The organism is Ciceribacter lividus (genome assembly GCF_003337715.1).
In the GTDB taxonomy this organism is placed as follows: domain Bacteria; phylum Pseudomonadota; class Alphaproteobacteria; order Rhizobiales; family Rhizobiaceae; genus Allorhizobium; species Allorhizobium lividum.
Window position 1 is genome coordinate 192,956 of sequence record NZ_QPIX01000007.1, and the last position, 16,821, is coordinate 209,776.

Below are 16,821 nucleotides of genomic sequence, written 5' to 3' on the forward strand. Positions count from 1 at the left end.
ATGGCCAAGGTAGACTTTGACGACACGAGACCTGCCTGCCTCAGTCTTCCAATCTGTGACATGCTGCCTTACCGCAGCGCATCGGACTTCTTTTGCGAGTTTGGCGATGCCCATGTCGACGTGACTGACGGCAGAGGCTGCACTGTCAGACGATCGCAACTCTACGCGTTGGCGACATGGTGGCAAAACCGGTCTGCCGCGCCAGCTGAAGAAGCACTGAGCGGCACCGTGGTTCACTGGCCGATCCGCGAAGACGATAACCATTCCGCGCGCCTCCAAGGCGTCATCGATGACGTTACGAGATATATTGTCGATGGTCATGCTGATCGGTCATCCATTTTCGATCTTTATGACTTTCCCCAAATTCCTCGTTTCGCGTGGGCAATCATCGGACCGAAGTCCGTGCCGGTGAATGCTCACCAGGACATGTTCGGTACTGCGAGCTGGAACCTCCTGTATTCCGGTCGCAAGGAGTGGTCTTTTTGGGCGCCTGATCTCCATGCGATTGGAGGTCACCCACCATTCACGACCTTTGAGCAATGCCCCGGCGAACTAGTCTGGATTCCGGAAAACTGGTGGCACAGCGTCCGCTATAGGGACGCGTCCATATGCTTTTCGAAGAACCTCATCCTGCGCCGTTCGGTGGATTCTGTGCTGCAGTCGATGAGATTGAAGGCACCACGCTATGCACACGTATTGGAAGCTGTTCTTTTGACCGAACAAAGGAGCAAAGTTGATGTTGCCTAGTGCCGATAGCGTTCGAACCTCGCTCGATACGAGCGGCTTTGTCTCACGTGACGATTTCCTTCCCGATGACACCTTTCGCGCACTCAACGAGCTGGTTTTGCAGTCATGGAACGGCGGGAACGGTTGGCGTACGAGGGTCAAGGGGCCTGGGGGGGCAAGAGTGTTGCCGCTCCAACCACCGTCTAGAATCGCCAAAATTCGCTCCCTGCTGGACGAGCACGCGAACAGTGCCAGTTCTGAATTCAGCTATCTGTATCACTCGCTTCATGAAGAAAATGACGAGTCTGGCCTTATCGGGAAAATCACGGCGGCCGTGATCGAAGGATGGAATCCGCTAATCAACGACTTGATTGGCGAATGGAGCCACACCAATTTTTCTCTAACCGCATACACGCCGTCTTGTTTTCTGGACTCGCACACGGATCACGATCCCGGCGTGTCACGGTACCAGATCACCCTGCTACTTTACTTCGGTGACGCAGGGAAAGAGACGCAGCAAGCCGGTCTGGTTTTCGACTATCTTGGAAAAAGGTCGATCATTCCGGCCAGTCCAAATCGGGCCGTAATGTTTGTTCCTTCGCCGGAAACAAACCATGGAATTCCCCGTGCGGACGAAACCGTGGCGTCTGATTACGCCCGCCTCGCATTCTCAGGTTGGCTGATCTGAATGAAACATACTCATGTCGAGCTTGTTTGGAAGCTTAGCCTGCTTGCCCTTATCGGTCGCGAATTTTGGCTACCCTATTCAGTAACATTGTCGCTGGTGATCGCGTCGACGATCCTCTCGGCGCTTGCACCATTGCTTTTCGGCAAGATTATCGACGGATTAACTCAGGGATATAATGGATCACAAGCGGATGTGCTTCTGCTAGTCATTGTATATCTATTGATCCAGCTCGCGTCATCCGGATTGAAGGCGATTTCAAACTACGTAGCAGCTTCTCGTAGCGAGACTATCTCACATTATCTTCGGACGAGTCTAACTGAGAGGATTTTCCACAGAGGAGCCAATCACTCGGCGATCCTAAACGAAGATCGCGGCAAAACGTTATCATTGTTTAGCCGGGACATAGAATCCCTGTGGGATCTATTTGGATTTGCCATCCTTGATATCATCGCGTCATCTATCATGATCTTTACTCTATGTATCGTCGTATTCTCTATAAACGACGTCTTGGGCATTATCATCATCGCGATCTCCGCGGTGTTTTCAATTGCCTTCTATTTGAACGGGCACCGGGTCAGAACTTACTTTGCTGCGGCCTCGCCCAAATTTGATCGTATGATCGGCTTCATCAACTCGGCCCTTAGCGGCTATGAAACCATCGTGTCCTTCCGCGCCCAGCGGTGGGCGAACGAGCTAATCACTCGGAAAAGCCGGGATGTCACCGAGCTTGCGAATAGAGCGCACCTGAGATCGACGACCTTCACCTTCATCACGTCAACTGTAAACCTCTGCGGACTTCTTCTGGTTTGGCTATTGTGCCTGCCGTCGCTGCTCCAACAAGGTCCAGCCTATGTAGAAATTACGTTGGGGCAATTCCTTGCCGTGTTGGCGTATTTCGCGATGATCATGAGCCCCTTGGAGAACATAAGCGGATCGGCGAAGGCAATTACGAAGGGTATGGTGTCAATAGAACGTCTGTCCTCATTTCTGCGTCACTCTCATGAACCCAATGATCAACCGCAAACCTCTGGGCTGTCGGTCTCCCGAGCCAACTCTCCGGAGACGCCAGTCATCGAAGTATCGGGACTGGAGTGCGAGGGAGTGAGCGACGCCGCCACAAAGCCCATCCTCAACGGGCTGTCCTTCAGCGTTGCCCACGGTCAGATGATTGGTCTGGCCGGCGAATCCGGAAGTGGCAAATCGACGCTCTTACGGGCTTTGGGGAGATTAGCTGAACCGAGCGGCGGCGAGATATCCTATTTCGGAACCACTATCTGCTCGTTTCCAGAAGACGAGTTTCGGCAGAAAGTCACATATGTGCCTCAATCCGCCGCGCTATTCCCTGTGAATTTTAGACAGAACATTACCCTGGTCGAACGTGATGATCAAAACAGTGACGACCTGCGCGAGGCCGCGACGGCAGCATCCGCAGCCGCCTTCGTAGACAGATTCGACGATCATGTTGATATGGAGCGGTCTGGATTGTCAGGAGGCGAAGCCCAACGACTTTCACTCGCAAGAGCGTTCTTCCGGGAGTCTTCCATCCTGTTGGTCGATGAACCTACCAGTGCGTTGGACTTCACGAATAGCGTAGCGGTTGCTGATTCCTTGAGGGCAGCGGCCCGACGAGGGGCCGTCGTGGTGGCGTCGCACGACAAACATGTGCTCGAAAGATGCTCGTATGTGCTTCTACTTACAGATGGCGCGATCGCCGCGCGTGGAAGCCATTTTGATTTGGATGCGAAATCCAGTTTGTACCGTTCAATCATCTCGTCGCAAGGGGATAACCGTGTTTAAGGTGCGGTTGGGTGCAGATATGGAGAGGCTATCCGCGGAAGAATTTAAGCTCGCTGGAAAGCCTTCCAAACCTCTTCCGGGCGTACTGAAACCTCTGGCTTTTCTCTCGCACGAGTGGTGCTCGATCAACGATCTGCGGCAGGCTGGAGTGTGCCCGGAAAGTGTCGAGGCGTTGATCAGAACGGGAGTGCTTTCCTTTGGAATCGGCCGAGAGACTTTTCCGCATGCAGCAAGAGCGTTTTACGAGACCCAGTTTCCAGTTCACGCTGCCGCATTCCCCTTGTTGAATTGGTTGGAAGGGCCGTTGCCGATCAATACAATCTGGATCGGGCTTCCGCTCTGCCATTTGACGAACATCCGACATTCGACAGCAACGGGGCTCGCGAGCGTGCTGGATGGATCGAACGGATCCATTATTCCTCTCCTAGGAATCTTCCCATTCATGAACCCGACCGAAAAGTGCCTTGAATACCTGCATCGGACTCACACCTTGGCCTGCGATGCAGGCAAGCGTCTGGGAGCGCTCGGCGGTGATCACCGGGTCGCGTGGGCACTCTTGGAAGCGGTGCGCCGCTCGGCACCGGCCGATCTTCAGATGAGGTATATCCATATTGATGCGCACCATGACCTGTATGGATCAATGGACAATGTCGGGGCCGGCAATGTCGCTCATTCTAACTTTCTGCTGAAGCTTCTCGCGAATGGTACTATCGACGAAGCGGTTTTGATAGGCTGCCGGGATGACCCGGTGCCGATCAACCAGATTTTGGAGCGAGGGTTTGGTGTGGCTTCTGTCGCTGACTATTCATCTGCCCCAAAAGCGACAAGGGCGAAGCACTACACCCATCTCTCGATAGACCTTGATATTATCGATCCATCTATCATTCCTGACGTATCCAGCCCTCTTGCGGGAGGTTGGTCCGTGCAAACGTTGAAGACGACTATTCGGGACATTTTGGTGAACGAGACCATAGATAGCGTCTCGCTTGTTGAACCTGGAATGAGCACAGCCTCGGCTGTGATAGCCAAAGACATTCTGGAGGCTTTGAGTGGGTAGGAAAATGAAAAGAGATTACCGTGTGAAACGTGTACCAGAATACGAGATCGACGCGCCCACCGCGAAGCAGATTGTGGCACTGCTGGACGAAAATTTCCCCGACACCTTCGACGGTAGAACCTATTTTAAGCAACTACCGCACTTCCGTTATCTGGCGTTTGACGGCGAAACCGTCATCGGCCAGGCAGGTGTTGATCACCGTGTTATTAGGGCGGGGGGAAAGATCATCAGGATCTTCGGGATTGTCGACCTATGCGTCACGCCGACGCATCGCGGCGTCGGTTTGGCCAGCAACCTTCTGAAGCAGATCGAAAATCTGGCGGCCGTGTCCAATGTCGACTTTCTTGTTTTGATGGGAGATGTTGACGCACTCTACATCGCGAATGGCTTTCAACACGTGGGCTCGGCGATGACAAAGTGGCTAGCTGTGGAAGAAGTAGAAAGCTTCAGTCTGATCGAGCGAGATCTCTCGTATTGCTTCCTCGTCAAGCCGGTTCGTGGCGAAAGCTGGCCATTGGGTCCAATCGATATGCTGGGCTATCTCTTTTGATTCACTGAATACCCCAGAGTTACGTAGACACCCTCGCGCTAGATTCCCTGCGGCACATGCGGATCAAGCAGCGGGCAATAGCGGGTTCTTGGGGCCTGTCACGAATTTCGTGTACGCGCGTGCGGTTGAACGTCCGCGTTCGAGGTGAGAGGTGAGAGGTGAGAGGTGGCTTTACTCTGTCGCGCAGGTTGATGCGACAGTGTTGTATTCTATCGTAGGGCTATAGCGTGAACGTAGTGATCATCACTATCGGTCGCGGCCCGCCATTTTCCCCTTATCTCTTCCTCGACATTCTCAAGCGGACGGCAAGGCCTGGTCCTGTGTAGCCGGACCGCCGACAAGCTCGGAGAAGCGGGAGAAGAACTCGCCTGCCAGCTTCTTGGCGGTCGAGTCGATGAGCCGGCTGCCGAGCTGGGCAATCTTGCCACCGACTTCCGCCTTGACGTTGTAGGTCAGTATGGTGACCGCCTCTCCATCCGCCGCAAGCGCGACGTCGGCGCCGCCCTTGGCAAAGCCCGCGATTCCGCCTTTCCCCTCGCCGCTGATCGTATAGGAGCGTGGCGGGTCAAGGTTCGAAAGTGCAACAGCCCCCTCGAACTTCGCCTTGATTGGACCGATCTTCAAAACGACCTTCGCCGACATGTCGGTATCGCTCGTCTTGTCGAGGCTCTCGCAGCCGGGGATGGCCTGCCGGAGAATTCCGGGGTCGTTCAGGGCCTGCCAGACGGCGCCGATCGGCGCCTCGATACGTTCCGTTCCGCTCATGTCCATCGGCCGATCCTCCCGTTTTGCAAGCTCCTCGCCGGCAGCTTACAGGCGCCTCGATCCGCTTGGCAAGGCGGCGATCAGACGACGACAGGCTGTTCGACCCGACCCACGCCGCCGAAGAATTTCAGGTACCGTTCGATCTCCGCGGAATCGCCAGTCGCCTTGCGTGGATTGTCGGAGAGTTTGACGGCCGGTCGGCCGTTGGCCTCGCTCACCTTGCAGACGAGCGAGATGGGTTTCAGGCTCTCGATCTCGCGCGGCGCACAGCCTGCAAAGTCGTTGGTGAGATTGGTCCCCCAGCCGAAGCTCATCCGGACCCTGCCCTCGAAGTGCCGGTACGTGTCGATGATCGCGTCGACGTCGAGCGCATCCGAAAAGATCAAGAGCTTCTGGCGTGGATCGCGGCCCATCTTCCGCCACCACTCGATGATTTCCTCGCCACCCTCGATGGGCGGTGCGCTGTCAGGGCGAAACCCGGTCCAGTCGGCAACCCAGTCGGGCGCATCACGCAGGAAGGCCGCTGTGCCGAACGTATCCGGCAGCACGATCAGCAAGTTGCCGCCGTAGAGCTGCTTCCAGTCGCGCAGCACCTGATAGGGAGCGGCTGCGAGTTCGGCGTCGTTCCGTGCCAGCGCCGCCAGGACCATGGGCAATTCGTGGGCGTTGGTGCCGACCGCCTCGAGGTCGGAGTCCATCGCGAGCAGGACATTGCTGGTGCCGGTGAAGGCGGGGCCGATCCCCTCCTTCAGGGCTTCGACGCACCAGCGTTGCCAGAGGAAACTATGCCGGCGGCGCGTACCGAAATCGGAGATTCTCAATCCCGGGAGGTCACGCAAGCGTTCAACCTTCGCCCACATCTTGGCCTTGGCACGGGCATAGAGTACGTCGAGCGTAAAGAGACCCAGCGACTTCATGACGGCACGCGAGCGCAGCTCATTGATGATCGAAAGCGCCGGAATCTCCCACATCGTGGTCTCCTTCCAGCGTCCATGGAAGTGCAAAACGTACTGGCCGTTCTTCTTGGACAGCTCGTATTCCGGGAGTTGAAAGTCGGCAAACCAGCTCAGAAACTCCGGCTCGAATATCTGCGACTTGCCGTAGAACGTGTTGCCGGCGAGCCAGATCGCCTCCTTCTTCGTGAGGCGCAGCGAGCGGGCATAATCGAGTTGCTCGCGCAGTTCTCCCTCGTCGATCTCGTCGGCGAGACGTACGGTCGTCGTCCGGTTGATCAGGCTGAAGGTGGCGTCGACGTCCGGATACCGTTTCCAGATCATCTGCAGCATCAGAAGCTTGTAGAAGTCGGTGTCGATCAGGCTTCGGACAATGGGATCGAGCTTCCAGGTGTGGTTGTACACACGGGTTGCGATATCGGTCTTGGTCATCGGATGTCCGCCCTGCCAGAAACGGCCGGGTCAGGCCGCCAGTTCACGAGCCGGCCAGAGGGTCGACTGCTTCCGACGCAACCTTATCGAAAAAACCTCTACCAAAGTCCATAGCAGAACGGAGACTTATGCCTGCCCGCCATTACGCGGCCGGGGCCAATATTCCCCGCAAACACATGGCCGAGGTCAGTAGCCCGCCTTGCGGTCAACGACATGCTGGAGCGGCATGCCCGATTCGAACCGCTCGATCTGTTCCTCGACATGAGCAAACAGGGCCTTGACGTCGGAGGCGGCGGCCGCGTGCGGCGTTACAATCACGTTTTCCATGCCCCACAGCGGGCTTTCCGTGGAAAGCGGCTCCTGTTCGAATACGTCGAGCGAGGCTCCCCCGAGGACACCGTTTTCAAGCGCGGCAATAACATCAGCCTCGACCTGGCTGCCGCCCCGCCCGGCATTGATGAAGACCGGCTTGCCGAGCGCACCGCCCTGACGCAGCCGGGCAAACAGACGCGCCTCGTAAATGCCCCGCGTATCGGGCGTGAGCGGCAACAGGCCGACAAGGATGTCGGTCCGGTCGAGGAATGCATCGAGGCCGTCGGCATCGAAGGTCTCGACACCATCGATCATCTTCGCGGTTCGCGACCAGCCGATGACGTTGAAGCCCATGACCTTGAGTTTCCGGACAGCGTCCTGGCCGAGAACGCCGAGCCCCATGACGCCGACGGTCAGATCGCGCGCCTCCGGCTGCGGATCGATTTCGCGCCAGACCCGCGCTCGCTGCTGCATCGCATAGGCCGGAACGCGGCGCAGATGGGCGAGCGCCTGCAGCACGACCCATTCGCTCATGCGGTCGGTCAGGCTGCGATCCACGAAGCGCACAACGGGCAAGTCCGGCAAGTCATAGGCCGAGAGAATGTGATCCACACCGGCTCCACCGGAGAAGATCACTTTCAGGCCGCCTGCGCGAACGAAGAGCTGCGGGTCCGGCTTCCAGACCACCGCATAGGGAATGCCGCTCAGATCGCGACCGGCATTTTCGGGCAGCGCCATATCGATGACTTCGCGGCCGGCGAAGGCGTTCGTGAGCGCAGCCATGACGCTGGCACGGCCGAACTTAAGATCAATGACGACGGGGCTCTTCTCGGCCATGGGATACCTTATCCTGCTACTCACTGATTGCGGCGGTCCTGACCGCCTCGAGATTGAAGGCCGCGGCGAGCAGAGCCCGTGTGTATTCGTTTTTTGGCGCGCCGAAGATGTCCGCGGCCGGCCCCTGCTCCACCACCTGCCCTGCGCGCATGACGATGACGTCGTTTGCAAGCGCCTTCACGACGCGCAGATCGTGACTGATGAAGAGGTAGGCGAGGTCGTGGCGCTTCTGCAGGTCACGCAAGAGGTCGACCACTTGCGCCTGTACGCTCATGTCGAGCGCAGAGGTCGGTTCGTCGAGCATGACGAAACGCGGCTTCAGCACCATGGCGCGGGCGATCGCTATGCGTTGACGCTGGCCGCCGGAGAACTCGTGCGGGTAGCGCCACCGGGTCGCGGTGTCGAGCCCCACTTCCTCGAGTGCCCAGCAGACCCTTGCATCGCGCTCATCCGCAGAAAGATCGCGTTCGTGAACCTTCAGTCCCTCGGCAATGATCTCGCCGACCGACATGCGGGGGCTCAGGGAACCATAGGGATCCTGGAAGACGATCTGCAGGCGGTTGCGCAGCGGACGCATGTCCTTGTGCGAATAGCCATCGATTTCCTGGCCGATGAAGCCGATGCGCCCCGTCGAGGAAATCATGCGCGCGAGCGCCAGTCCGAGCGTCGTCTTGCCGGAACCGGATTCGCCGACCACGCCGAGCGTCTGCCCGGCCCGTAGCACCATGTCGACACCATCCACCGCCTTGACGTGATCGACGACCTTGCGCAGGAAACCCGCCTTGATCGGAAACCAGACACGAATGTCCTTGCCTTCCATCACGATCGGCTTGCCGGGATCGGTCGGCGGTGGCTCGCCGCGCGGCTCGGAGGCGAGGAGATGACGCGTATAGGCATGCTGCGGGTTCGAGAAGATTTCTTCAACGGGGCCGCTTTCGACAATACGCCCTCCGGTCATGACGCAGACGCGATCGGCGAACTTGCGGACAATGCCGAGGTCATGGGTGATGAACAGCATCGACATGCCGTGGGTCGCCTTCAGCGAGCGCAGGAGCTCGAGGATCTGTGCCTGAACGGTAACGTCGAGCGCGGTCGTCGGCTCGTCGGCGATCAGCAGCTTCGGACGGTTGGCGAGCGCCATGGCGATCATCACGCGCTGGCGCTGCCCGCCCGAAAGCTCGTGCGGATAGGCGGCAAGTCGCTTCTCCGGATCACGAATGCCGACCTGACGCAACAATTCCAGCGTCCGGTCGCGCGCCGCCGATCCGCTCGTCGCCTGATGCAGGGCGAGTATTTCGCCGATTTGCTTCTCTATGGTGTGGAGCGGATTGAGCGAAGTCATCGGCTCCTGGAAGATCATCGTGACATCGTTGCCACGCACACGACGAAGATCAGTCTCTGGAAGCTTCAGCAGGTCACGACCCTCGAAGAGGATCTCGCCCGACGGATGGCTTGCCGCCGGGTAAGGCAAAAGTCGCAGGACAGAGTTCGCCGTTACGGATTTGCCGGATCCCGACTCGCCGACCAAGGCGACGACCTCGCCCGGCCGGACGTCGAAGCTCACGCGATCGACCGCGAGCGTCTCTCCGTCGCCCTGGCGGAAGGCGACCGAAAGGTCCCGGACCGAGAGAAGCGCCTCCGTCATTTGAAGACCTTTCTCGGATCGAAGGCATCACGCACGGCCTCGCCCACGAAGATCAGCAGCGAAAGCATGATCGACATGGTGAAGAAGGCGGTGAGGCCGAGCCACGGCGCCTGCAGATTGCGCTTGCCCTGCGCGATGAGTTCACCGAGCGACGGAGAGCCGGGCGGCATGCCGAAGCCGAGGAAATCGAGCGAGGTGAGCGTGGTGATGGAGCCAGACAGAATGAACGGGAGGAAAGTCAGCGTCGCAACCATCGCATTGGGAAGAAGGTGGCGGAACATGATCGTCCAGTTGCCCACCCCTAGCGCGCGGGCAGCGTTCACATATTCGAAGTTGCGGGCCCGCAAGAACTCGGCGCGGACGATCCCGACGAAGCTCACCCACGAGAAGAGCAGCATGATGCCGAGCAGGACGAAAAAGCCGGGCGGCAGGATCGCCGCGATGATGAGCAGGATGTAGAGCACCGGCATGGACGACCAGATCTCGATGAAGCGCTGCATCAGGAGGTCCGTCCAGCCGCCGAAATACCCTTGCACGGCACCGGCGGTGACGCCGATGACTGCCGAACAGAGGGTGAGCGCGAGACCGAACAGCACCGAAATGCGGAACCCATAGATCATGCGGGCGGTGACGTCCCGGGCCTGATCGTCGGTGCCCAGCCAGTTGAGGTTCCCGAGTACGCAACCCGGATCATCGGCGCCCAGCGGATAGCCTTTGCAGCGCTCCTCCTTGCTCATCAGCCAAAACGGCGGCGTCGGAGCCGAATGGGGAATTTCCGAATTGACGGTGCGATAGGAGTAGCGGATCGGTGGCCAGACCATCCAGCCGTTGGCATTGATCTCGTCGGCGACGAAGGGTGAACGGTAATCGGTGACAGCCAGGAAGCCGCCGAACTTCTCCTCCGGGTAGTCGATGAGAACCGGAAGCAGGAGTTCCCCTTTGTAGAACGCGACGAGGGGGCGGTCGTTGGCGATGAACTCGGCAAAGAGGCTGAGCACGAAGAGGATCATGAAGATCCAGAAGGACCAGAAGCCCCGCCGGTTGGCCTTGAAATTTTCGAGGCGCCTGCGGTTGGTCGGAGAAAGCCAGGGCTTCCTGCCCGGCCCCACGGTACCCTTGACCGCGATCGGTTCGGAAACGGACATCTCAGACGTCCCTCCGTTCGAAATCGATGCGCGGATCGATCCAGGTATAGATCAGGTCCGAGACGAGGCCGACAAAAAGGCCCATCAGCGAGAAGATGTAGAGCGTGGCAAAGACGATCGGATAGTCGCGATTGACCACCGACAGATAGCCCATACGGCCGAGGCCATCGAGCGAGAAGATATTCTCGATCAGCAGAGAGCCGGTGAAGAAGGCGGAGATGAAGGCGCCCGGAATGCCTGCGATAACGATCAGCATGGCGTTGCGGAAGACGTGGCCGTAGAGCACCTGTCGCTCGGAGAGCCCCTTGGCCCGTGCCGTGATCACGTACTGCTTCTTGATCTCGTCGATGAACGAATTCTTGGTGAGCAGGGTCGTGGTGGCGAAGGCCGAAAGCGAGAGTGCAATCAGCGGCAGCGTCAGGTGCCAGAAATAGTCGACGATCTTCTCCCACCAGGAAAGCTCGGCGAAATTGTCCGAGACGAGTCCGCGCAGCGGAAACCAGTCGAAGAAGGAACCGCCGGCAAAAAGCACGATCAGCAGGATACCGAAAAGAAAGCTCGGAACCGCGTAGCCGATGACGATGACCCCGGACGTCCAGACATCGAAGGGCGAGCCGTCCTCCACCGCCTTCTTGATCCCGAGCGGGATCGAGATCGCGTAGGAAATGAGCAGGATCCATACACCGAGAGAAATCGAGACGGGCATCTTCTCGACAATCAGGTCGACGACAGACGTGTTTCGGAAGAAACTTTCACCGAAATCGAAGCGAATATAGTTCCACATCATCTCGGCGAAGCGCGTGAGCGGCGGCTTGTCGAAACCGAACTGCTTCTCCAGCTTGGCAATGAGCTCGGGATCGAGACCCTGCGCACCGCGATATTTCGAACTCGTTTCGTCGGCCCCGAACTGCTGCTGGCCTGCGAGATCGCCGCCACCCGTCAGACGCTGGTCGGCGCTGTCCCCCTGGCCCGTCAGTTGTGCGATCACCTGCTCGACGGGCCCGCCGGGCGCGAACTGTATGACCAGGAAGGAAATGCCCATGATACCGACGATGGTCGGGATCATCAGAAGCAGGCGCCGCAGGATATAGCCGCTCATCGAACCGATGCTCCGGTCGGGCGGAGGCTTCTCACGCCAAAATCCGTCTCATGCCCTGCGATCAACTCGTTGGTCCTTTCCCGCCACGGCCTCACTCGGCGAGTGGCGATTCGCACTATCCATTCCTAGCCGGTCAGGGGAACGGCGCAAGCCCTGCCCGTCATTGCGCCGCACCTTTGGCCCACCAGATCTGGGGAAAGCCGATGCCATAGGCCGGGAGCGGTTCCGGGCGCCCGAACTTGTCCCAGTAGGCGATTCTGGACGATCGCATGGTGTAGGAAGGCACGACATAGTTTCCCGTCAACAGAAGCCGGTCGAGCGCCTTCACCGTCGCAACCAGCGTCTTCCGGTCCTTCACGAACGCGATCTCATCAACGAGCTTGTCAATCGCAGGATTGCTGATCCCTGCGTAGTTCCGGGAACCGGGCACGTCGACGGACTTCGACCCCCAATATTCGCTCTGCTCATTGCCAGGGTTGAGACTTTGCGCCCAGCCCAGATAGATCATATCGTAGTCGAAGCTGCGGACACGATTGGTGTACTGCGAAGCGTCGACGGTTCGAACAGACACTTCCACGCCGATCTTCCTCAGATTATCCGCAAAAGGCAGGGCGACCTTTTCAATCGTCGGCCCGTTCAACAGGATTTCGAAGGAGAGCGGAACACCGGTAGAGGCGAGGACCATCCGCCCGTTGCGCAGCTCGTAACCCGCTTCCTTCAGAAGGCCGATCGCCTTGCGCAGATTTTCTCTCAGCTTCGCCGAATCTCCGCCGACCGGATTGCTGTATCCCGTCGAAAACACCTCGGGTGGCACATCGTCCTTGAGCGACTGCAGGATTTCCAGCTCCTTGCCGTCCGGCAGCCCTTTCGACGCGAGTTCCGAACCGTAGAAATAACTATCGATCCGCTGGTACTGGCCGAAGAAGACCGTCCGATTCAAATCCTCGAAGTCAAAGGCGTAGTTAAGCGCCTTGCGAACGCGAATATCCTTGAATTTGTCCCGACGCATGTTCGGTATGAAGCCCATCAGAATGCCGGAAGTCTTGTATTCGTTATCCAGCACCTCCCGCTTGACGCGCCCATCGGCAACGGCCGGGAAATCGTAGGCTCTCGCCCAACGCATTGCTGAGTTCTCAGCCCAGAAATCCACGGTACCCGAACGGAAGGCCTCGAACTCGACATCGAGATCCGCGAAGTAGGTGTAGGTCTGGCTGCGGAAATTGTCGTAGCCGATGTTGACGTTGAGGTCCTTGCCCCAATAGTCGTCGCGAAGCTCGTAGCGGATTCTTGCACCGGGCGAAAAAGCAGCGATGCGGTATGGGCCGGACCCCATGATCGGCTCGAGGGTGGTCTTGGCTATGTCTCGAGGCTTGCCATCAGCCCCCTTGGCCTCCCACCAGTGCTTCGGAACGATATCGAGTTCACCGATGATGACCGGCAGCTCGCGGTTGTTCTTCTCGTCGAAAGTGAAGGTGATTTCCCGCTCGCCCGTTTTTTCCGCCTTCAGCACGTGGCGATAGTAGTTTGTGTAGAGCGGATTGAGTTCCTTGAACTTGTCAAAGCTGAAGACGACGTCCTCGGGTGTGACGGGGACGCCATCCGCCCATTTCGCCTCCGGGCGCAATCGGAACTTCACGAAGGAGTAGTCGTCCGGAAAGGCGACAGCCTCGGCAAGAAGCCCGTAAACTGCATCGACTTCGTCCATCGAAGGTTTAAGCAGGGTTTCCGTGACGAGCGACAGACGCGGCGCCAGCCCCGCAGCCAGTTCCCCTTTGTCGAGCACCGGATTGAAGCTGTCGAACGTACCCGATGCGGAGAGATTGAGATCGCCGCCCTTCGGCGCGTCGGGATTGACGTAGGAGAAGTGTGGGAAATCCTTCGCGTATTTCGGCGGCTCGATCACCGAGATCGCGTGGCGCCATTCAAGCTCCTCGGCAGTCACGCCTTCCGGCGCGGCGAATAACGCCGATACGAGAGCGAGGATGCCCGTTCCGACAAGAGCCAACCGCATGCCAAATCACCCCTTAATTTTCTAGAGTTTCAGCCACCATAAGCAAAACAGCGGCAAAAGACAGGCCTCGGATAATCGTGGCGGCAGAGAGTGCGGCAGGTCACGGATTCACCAAACTCCGAATCCACGCTACACTTGACGGCAAATCACCTGCGGCGGCCAACACTGGCTCTCGGCGGATTGAGGACATGAGATTGCAGACGAGAATGAGGCTGATCCGACTGGCGGTGATCGCGATAGCCGCACCGCTTCTTACGCTTCCGGAAAGTGGAAAGGCCTCCGAGCAGGTACCGGCCAAGCAGATCTTCGGCGGCATCGAGCTTCCGAGCCGGGCAGCACCGGCGCCTTACGGGTTCTATTCGAAGGGGTGCATTTCCGGCGCTGTTGCGCTTCCCACCGACGGCCCCACATGGCAGGCCATGCGGCTCTCGCGAAACCGTCGCTGGGGGCACCCGCTGATGATTTCGCTGCTTGAACAGCTCGCGCACGATGCGCCCAAGGTCGGCTGGCCGGGTCTGCTCGTCGGGGACGTCTCGCAGCCGCGCGGTGGGCCGATGATGAATGGCCACGCCTCTCACCAGATCGGTCTCGACGCCGATATCTGGCTCACCCCAATGCCTGACCGCCGGCTCAGCGCGCAGGAGCGTGAAGACCTTCCCTTCACCTCCATGCTGCGCAAGGACAAATTTCTGACCGTCGATTCCCGGCTTTGGACGCCATCCCATGCGCGCCTCGTCATGCTGGCGGCGAGCTATCCGCAAGTCGAACGCGTCTTCGTCAATCCCGCAATCAAGAAGAAGCTCTGCGACACCTGGACCGGTGATCGCTCGCTGCTCGGCAAGGTGCGGCCGATCTACGGTCACGACGCGCATTTTCATGTGCGCATCAAGTGCCCGGTCGGCGCGAGCGGATGCAAGTCCCAGGCGGCACCTCCGCCCGGAGACGGCTGCGACAAGTCCCTTGCCTGGTGGTTTACTCCCGAGCCCTGGGCGAAACCGAAGACGGATCCGAAGAAGCCCGCGCCGAAGCCGCGGGAGATCGGTATTTCCGACCTGCCGAAATCCTGCGTCGCAGTGCTGAAGGCCCCTTCTGTCCCGAGTGAAGGCGAGGTGACATACAGCGGCGGCGCCACTCCGGTAGCCGCTTATGCCTCGGCACCCGTAGCGAACACACCCGCCGCAATGGTGGCGGGCGATCCGGCAGACATCGTTCCGGCAGAGGTTCCGATTCCGCTGCCTCGCCCCCTCGGCCAGTGACGTCTTCTCGGGCAGGCCGGCGCCACCTTTTCAAGGCGGCAATCGTGCTATAGAAGGCTCTCAAATCGATTTAAATCCAACCGGACCGACCAATGCCCGAGCGCCAATGCATCGCCCTCATCGCGCATGACCAGAAGAAGGACGAACTCGCCGAGTTCGCACGCCGCCATGCGCGGACGCTTTCCAGGTTCCGCATCGTGGCGACAGGTACCACCGGCGGAAGAGTGGCCGAGGCGTGTCCGGAACTCGACGTCGCGCGCATGAAGAGCGGACCTCTCGGTGGCGACCAGCAGATCGGTGCGATGATCGCCACCGGCGAGGTGCAGATACTCATTTTCTTCGTCGATCCGTTGACCGCAATGCCACACGACGTGGATGTGAAGGCACTGATGCGGCTTGCCACCGTCTACGACATTCCGATGGCGTTGAATCTCGCGACCGCCGAGATATTGATGAGCGCAAAGAAAAACTGACGCAGCGCCCGATTTGGATCGCAGGAGCCGGCCTATGCCCAAGATCATCGAAAACGAGCAGCTTACTTTCCCCATCCTGATCGGCGACATCGGGGGGACCAATGCGCGCTTTTCGATCCTCATCGACACCTATGCCGAACCTCGGCAGTTTCCGATCGTCCACACGGCCGCCTTCCCGACGATCGAAGAAGCGATCCAGCAAGGCGTGCTCGACAGGACCTCGATCCAGCCGCGCTCAGCGATCCTCGCGATCGCCGGCCCGATCAATGACGACGAGATCCCGCTGACCAATTGCGACTGGGTCGTCCGTCCGAGGACGATGATCGAAGAGATGGGGTTCGAGGACGTGCTGATCGTCAACGACTTCGAAGCGCAGGCGCTCGCCGTCGCTTCACTCTCCGACGAGAATCGCGAGCCGATCGGCCCGCTCTCCGCAAGTCCTATCGCCTCGCGTGTCGTGCTGGGGCCCGGCACGGGTCTCGGCGTGGCCGGACTGCTGCATGCGCAGCACACCTGGTTTCCGATCCCGGGTGAAGGTGGGCACGTGGACGTGGGCCCGCGCAGCGACCGCGATTTCCAGATATTCCCGCACCTGGCGCGGATCGACGGTCGCATCTCAGGAGAGATGCTCCTCTGCGGTCGTGGCGTCGTCAACATCTATGACGCGATCTGTGCGGCCGATGGCGTGAAGCCGCGATGGACAGACCCGGCCGACGTCTCGACACACGGACTGGCCGGCAGCGACGTACAGGCTGCCGAGACCCTCTCGCTCTTCGTCACTTACCTGGGTCGGCTTGCCGGGGATCTCGCCCTCATCTTCATGGCCCGGGGCGGCGTGTTCCTTGCCGGTGGCATTCCCCAGAAAATACTGCCGGCGCTCAAACGTCCGGAATTCCGCACCGCCTTCGAAGACAAGGCCCCGCACACCGGGCTGATGCGCACGATCCCGACCTTCGTCGTCACTCACCCGCTCGCCGCGCTGTCAGGCCTCGCAAATTTCGCACGCACGCCTGCAAATTTCGGCTTGGCGACCGACGGCAGGCGCTGGCGCCGCTGACGATCAAAGCGGGCGTCC

General features: G+C 59.2%; 15 protein-coding genes. 8 read left to right on the forward strand and 7 right to left on the reverse strand.

The window, feature by feature from the left end:
- Genes DFR48_RS14005 through DFR48_RS14025 form a run of 5 tightly spaced genes read left to right on the forward strand, consistent with a single transcriptional unit; the run spans nucleotide 1 to nucleotide 4,818 of the window.
- Nucleotides 1-747, forward strand: a complete 747-nt coding sequence (locus DFR48_RS14005; protein ID WP_114363753.1) for a cupin domain-containing protein — start codon at nucleotides 1-3, stop codon at nucleotides 745-747.
- A complete protein-coding gene (locus DFR48_RS14010; protein WP_114363754.1) occupies nucleotides 737-1,414 on the forward strand; it encodes a 2OG-Fe(II) oxygenase in 678 nt (225 codons plus the stop codon). The genes DFR48_RS14005 and DFR48_RS14010 overlap by 11 nt, the downstream gene beginning before the upstream one ends.
- Nucleotides 1,415-3,211 carry an ATP-binding cassette domain-containing protein gene (locus DFR48_RS14015; protein WP_114363755.1) on the forward strand — a complete coding sequence of 599 codons (1,797 nt, stop codon included), beginning with the start codon at nucleotides 1,415-1,417 and terminating at the stop codon, nucleotides 3,209-3,211. It abuts the gene before it with no gap.
- Nucleotides 3,204-4,268: an arginase family protein gene (locus tag DFR48_RS14020; RefSeq protein WP_170141884.1), complete on the forward strand. Its 1,065-nt coding sequence runs from the start codon at nucleotides 3,204-3,206 to the stop codon at nucleotides 4,266-4,268. The genes DFR48_RS14015 and DFR48_RS14020 overlap by 8 nt, the downstream gene beginning before the upstream one ends.
- A gap of 4 nt (nucleotides 4,269-4,272) precedes the next feature.
- Nucleotides 4,273-4,818: a GNAT family N-acetyltransferase gene (locus tag DFR48_RS14025; RefSeq protein ID WP_147273543.1), complete on the forward strand. Its 546-nt coding sequence runs from the start codon at nucleotides 4,273-4,275 to the stop codon at nucleotides 4,816-4,818.
- Between the two features lie 294 nt (nucleotides 4,819-5,112).
- Here the strand turns inward: DFR48_RS14025 and DFR48_RS14030 are convergent, their stop codons facing one another.
- The 7 genes from DFR48_RS14030 to DFR48_RS14060 form a co-directional block, all read right to left on the reverse strand.
- A complete protein-coding gene (locus tag DFR48_RS14030) occupies nucleotides 5,113-5,589 on the reverse strand; it encodes an SRPBCC family protein (RefSeq protein ID WP_114363758.1) in 477 nt (158 codons plus the stop codon).
- A gap of 74 nt (nucleotides 5,590-5,663) precedes the next feature.
- On the reverse strand, nucleotides 5,664-6,968 hold the full coding sequence (gene pncB / locus DFR48_RS14035) for a nicotinate phosphoribosyltransferase (protein WP_114363759.1): 1,305 nt from the start codon (nucleotides 6,966-6,968) through the stop codon (nucleotides 5,664-5,666).
- Between the two features lie 186 nt (nucleotides 6,969-7,154).
- Nucleotides 7,155-8,117, reverse strand: coding sequence for a 2-hydroxyacid dehydrogenase (locus tag DFR48_RS14040; RefSeq protein ID WP_114363760.1), 963 nt, complete (start codon nucleotides 8,115-8,117; stop codon nucleotides 7,155-7,157).
- A 16-nt stretch (nucleotides 8,118-8,133) separates the two neighbouring features.
- Complete coding sequence (locus DFR48_RS14045; protein WP_114363761.1) at nucleotides 8,134-9,762, reverse strand: ABC transporter ATP-binding protein; 1,629 nt, start codon at nucleotides 9,760-9,762, stop codon at nucleotides 8,134-8,136.
- Nucleotides 9,759-10,907 (reverse strand): ABC transporter permease, encoded by a 1,149-nt coding sequence (locus tag DFR48_RS14050; protein WP_114363762.1) that lies wholly within the window; start codon nucleotides 10,905-10,907, stop codon nucleotides 9,759-9,761. The genes DFR48_RS14045 and DFR48_RS14050 overlap by 4 nt, the downstream gene beginning before the upstream one ends.
- A gap of 1 nt (nucleotide 10,908) precedes the next feature.
- Nucleotides 10,909-12,006 (reverse strand): microcin C ABC transporter permease YejB, encoded by a 1,098-nt coding sequence (locus DFR48_RS14055; RefSeq protein WP_114363763.1) that lies wholly within the window; start codon nucleotides 12,004-12,006, stop codon nucleotides 10,909-10,911.
- 160 nt (nucleotides 12,007-12,166) lie between these two features.
- Entirely contained in the window at nucleotides 12,167-14,017 is a 1,851-nt protein-coding gene (locus DFR48_RS14060; RefSeq protein ID WP_114363764.1) for an extracellular solute-binding protein, read from the reverse strand.
- 188 nt (nucleotides 14,018-14,205) lie between these two features.
- On the opposite strand from DFR48_RS14060, the gene mepA reads away from it, so the two are divergent.
- The 3 genes from mepA to DFR48_RS14075 all read left to right on the forward strand — a co-directional run bounded on the left by mepA (nucleotide 14,206) and on the right by DFR48_RS14075 (nucleotide 16,803).
- On the forward strand, nucleotides 14,206-15,273 hold the full coding sequence (mepA, locus tag DFR48_RS14065; RefSeq protein WP_114363765.1) for a penicillin-insensitive murein endopeptidase: 1,068 nt from the start codon (nucleotides 14,206-14,208) through the stop codon (nucleotides 15,271-15,273).
- Between the two features lie 92 nt (nucleotides 15,274-15,365).
- Nucleotides 15,366-15,746, forward strand: coding sequence for a methylglyoxal synthase (locus DFR48_RS14070; RefSeq protein WP_114363766.1), 381 nt, complete (start codon nucleotides 15,366-15,368; stop codon nucleotides 15,744-15,746).
- 34 nt (nucleotides 15,747-15,780) lie between these two features.
- On the forward strand, nucleotides 15,781-16,803 hold the full coding sequence (locus DFR48_RS14075) for a glucokinase (protein ID WP_114363767.1): 1,023 nt from the start codon (nucleotides 15,781-15,783) through the stop codon (nucleotides 16,801-16,803).
- Nucleotides 16,804-16,821 lie beyond the last annotated feature (18 nt).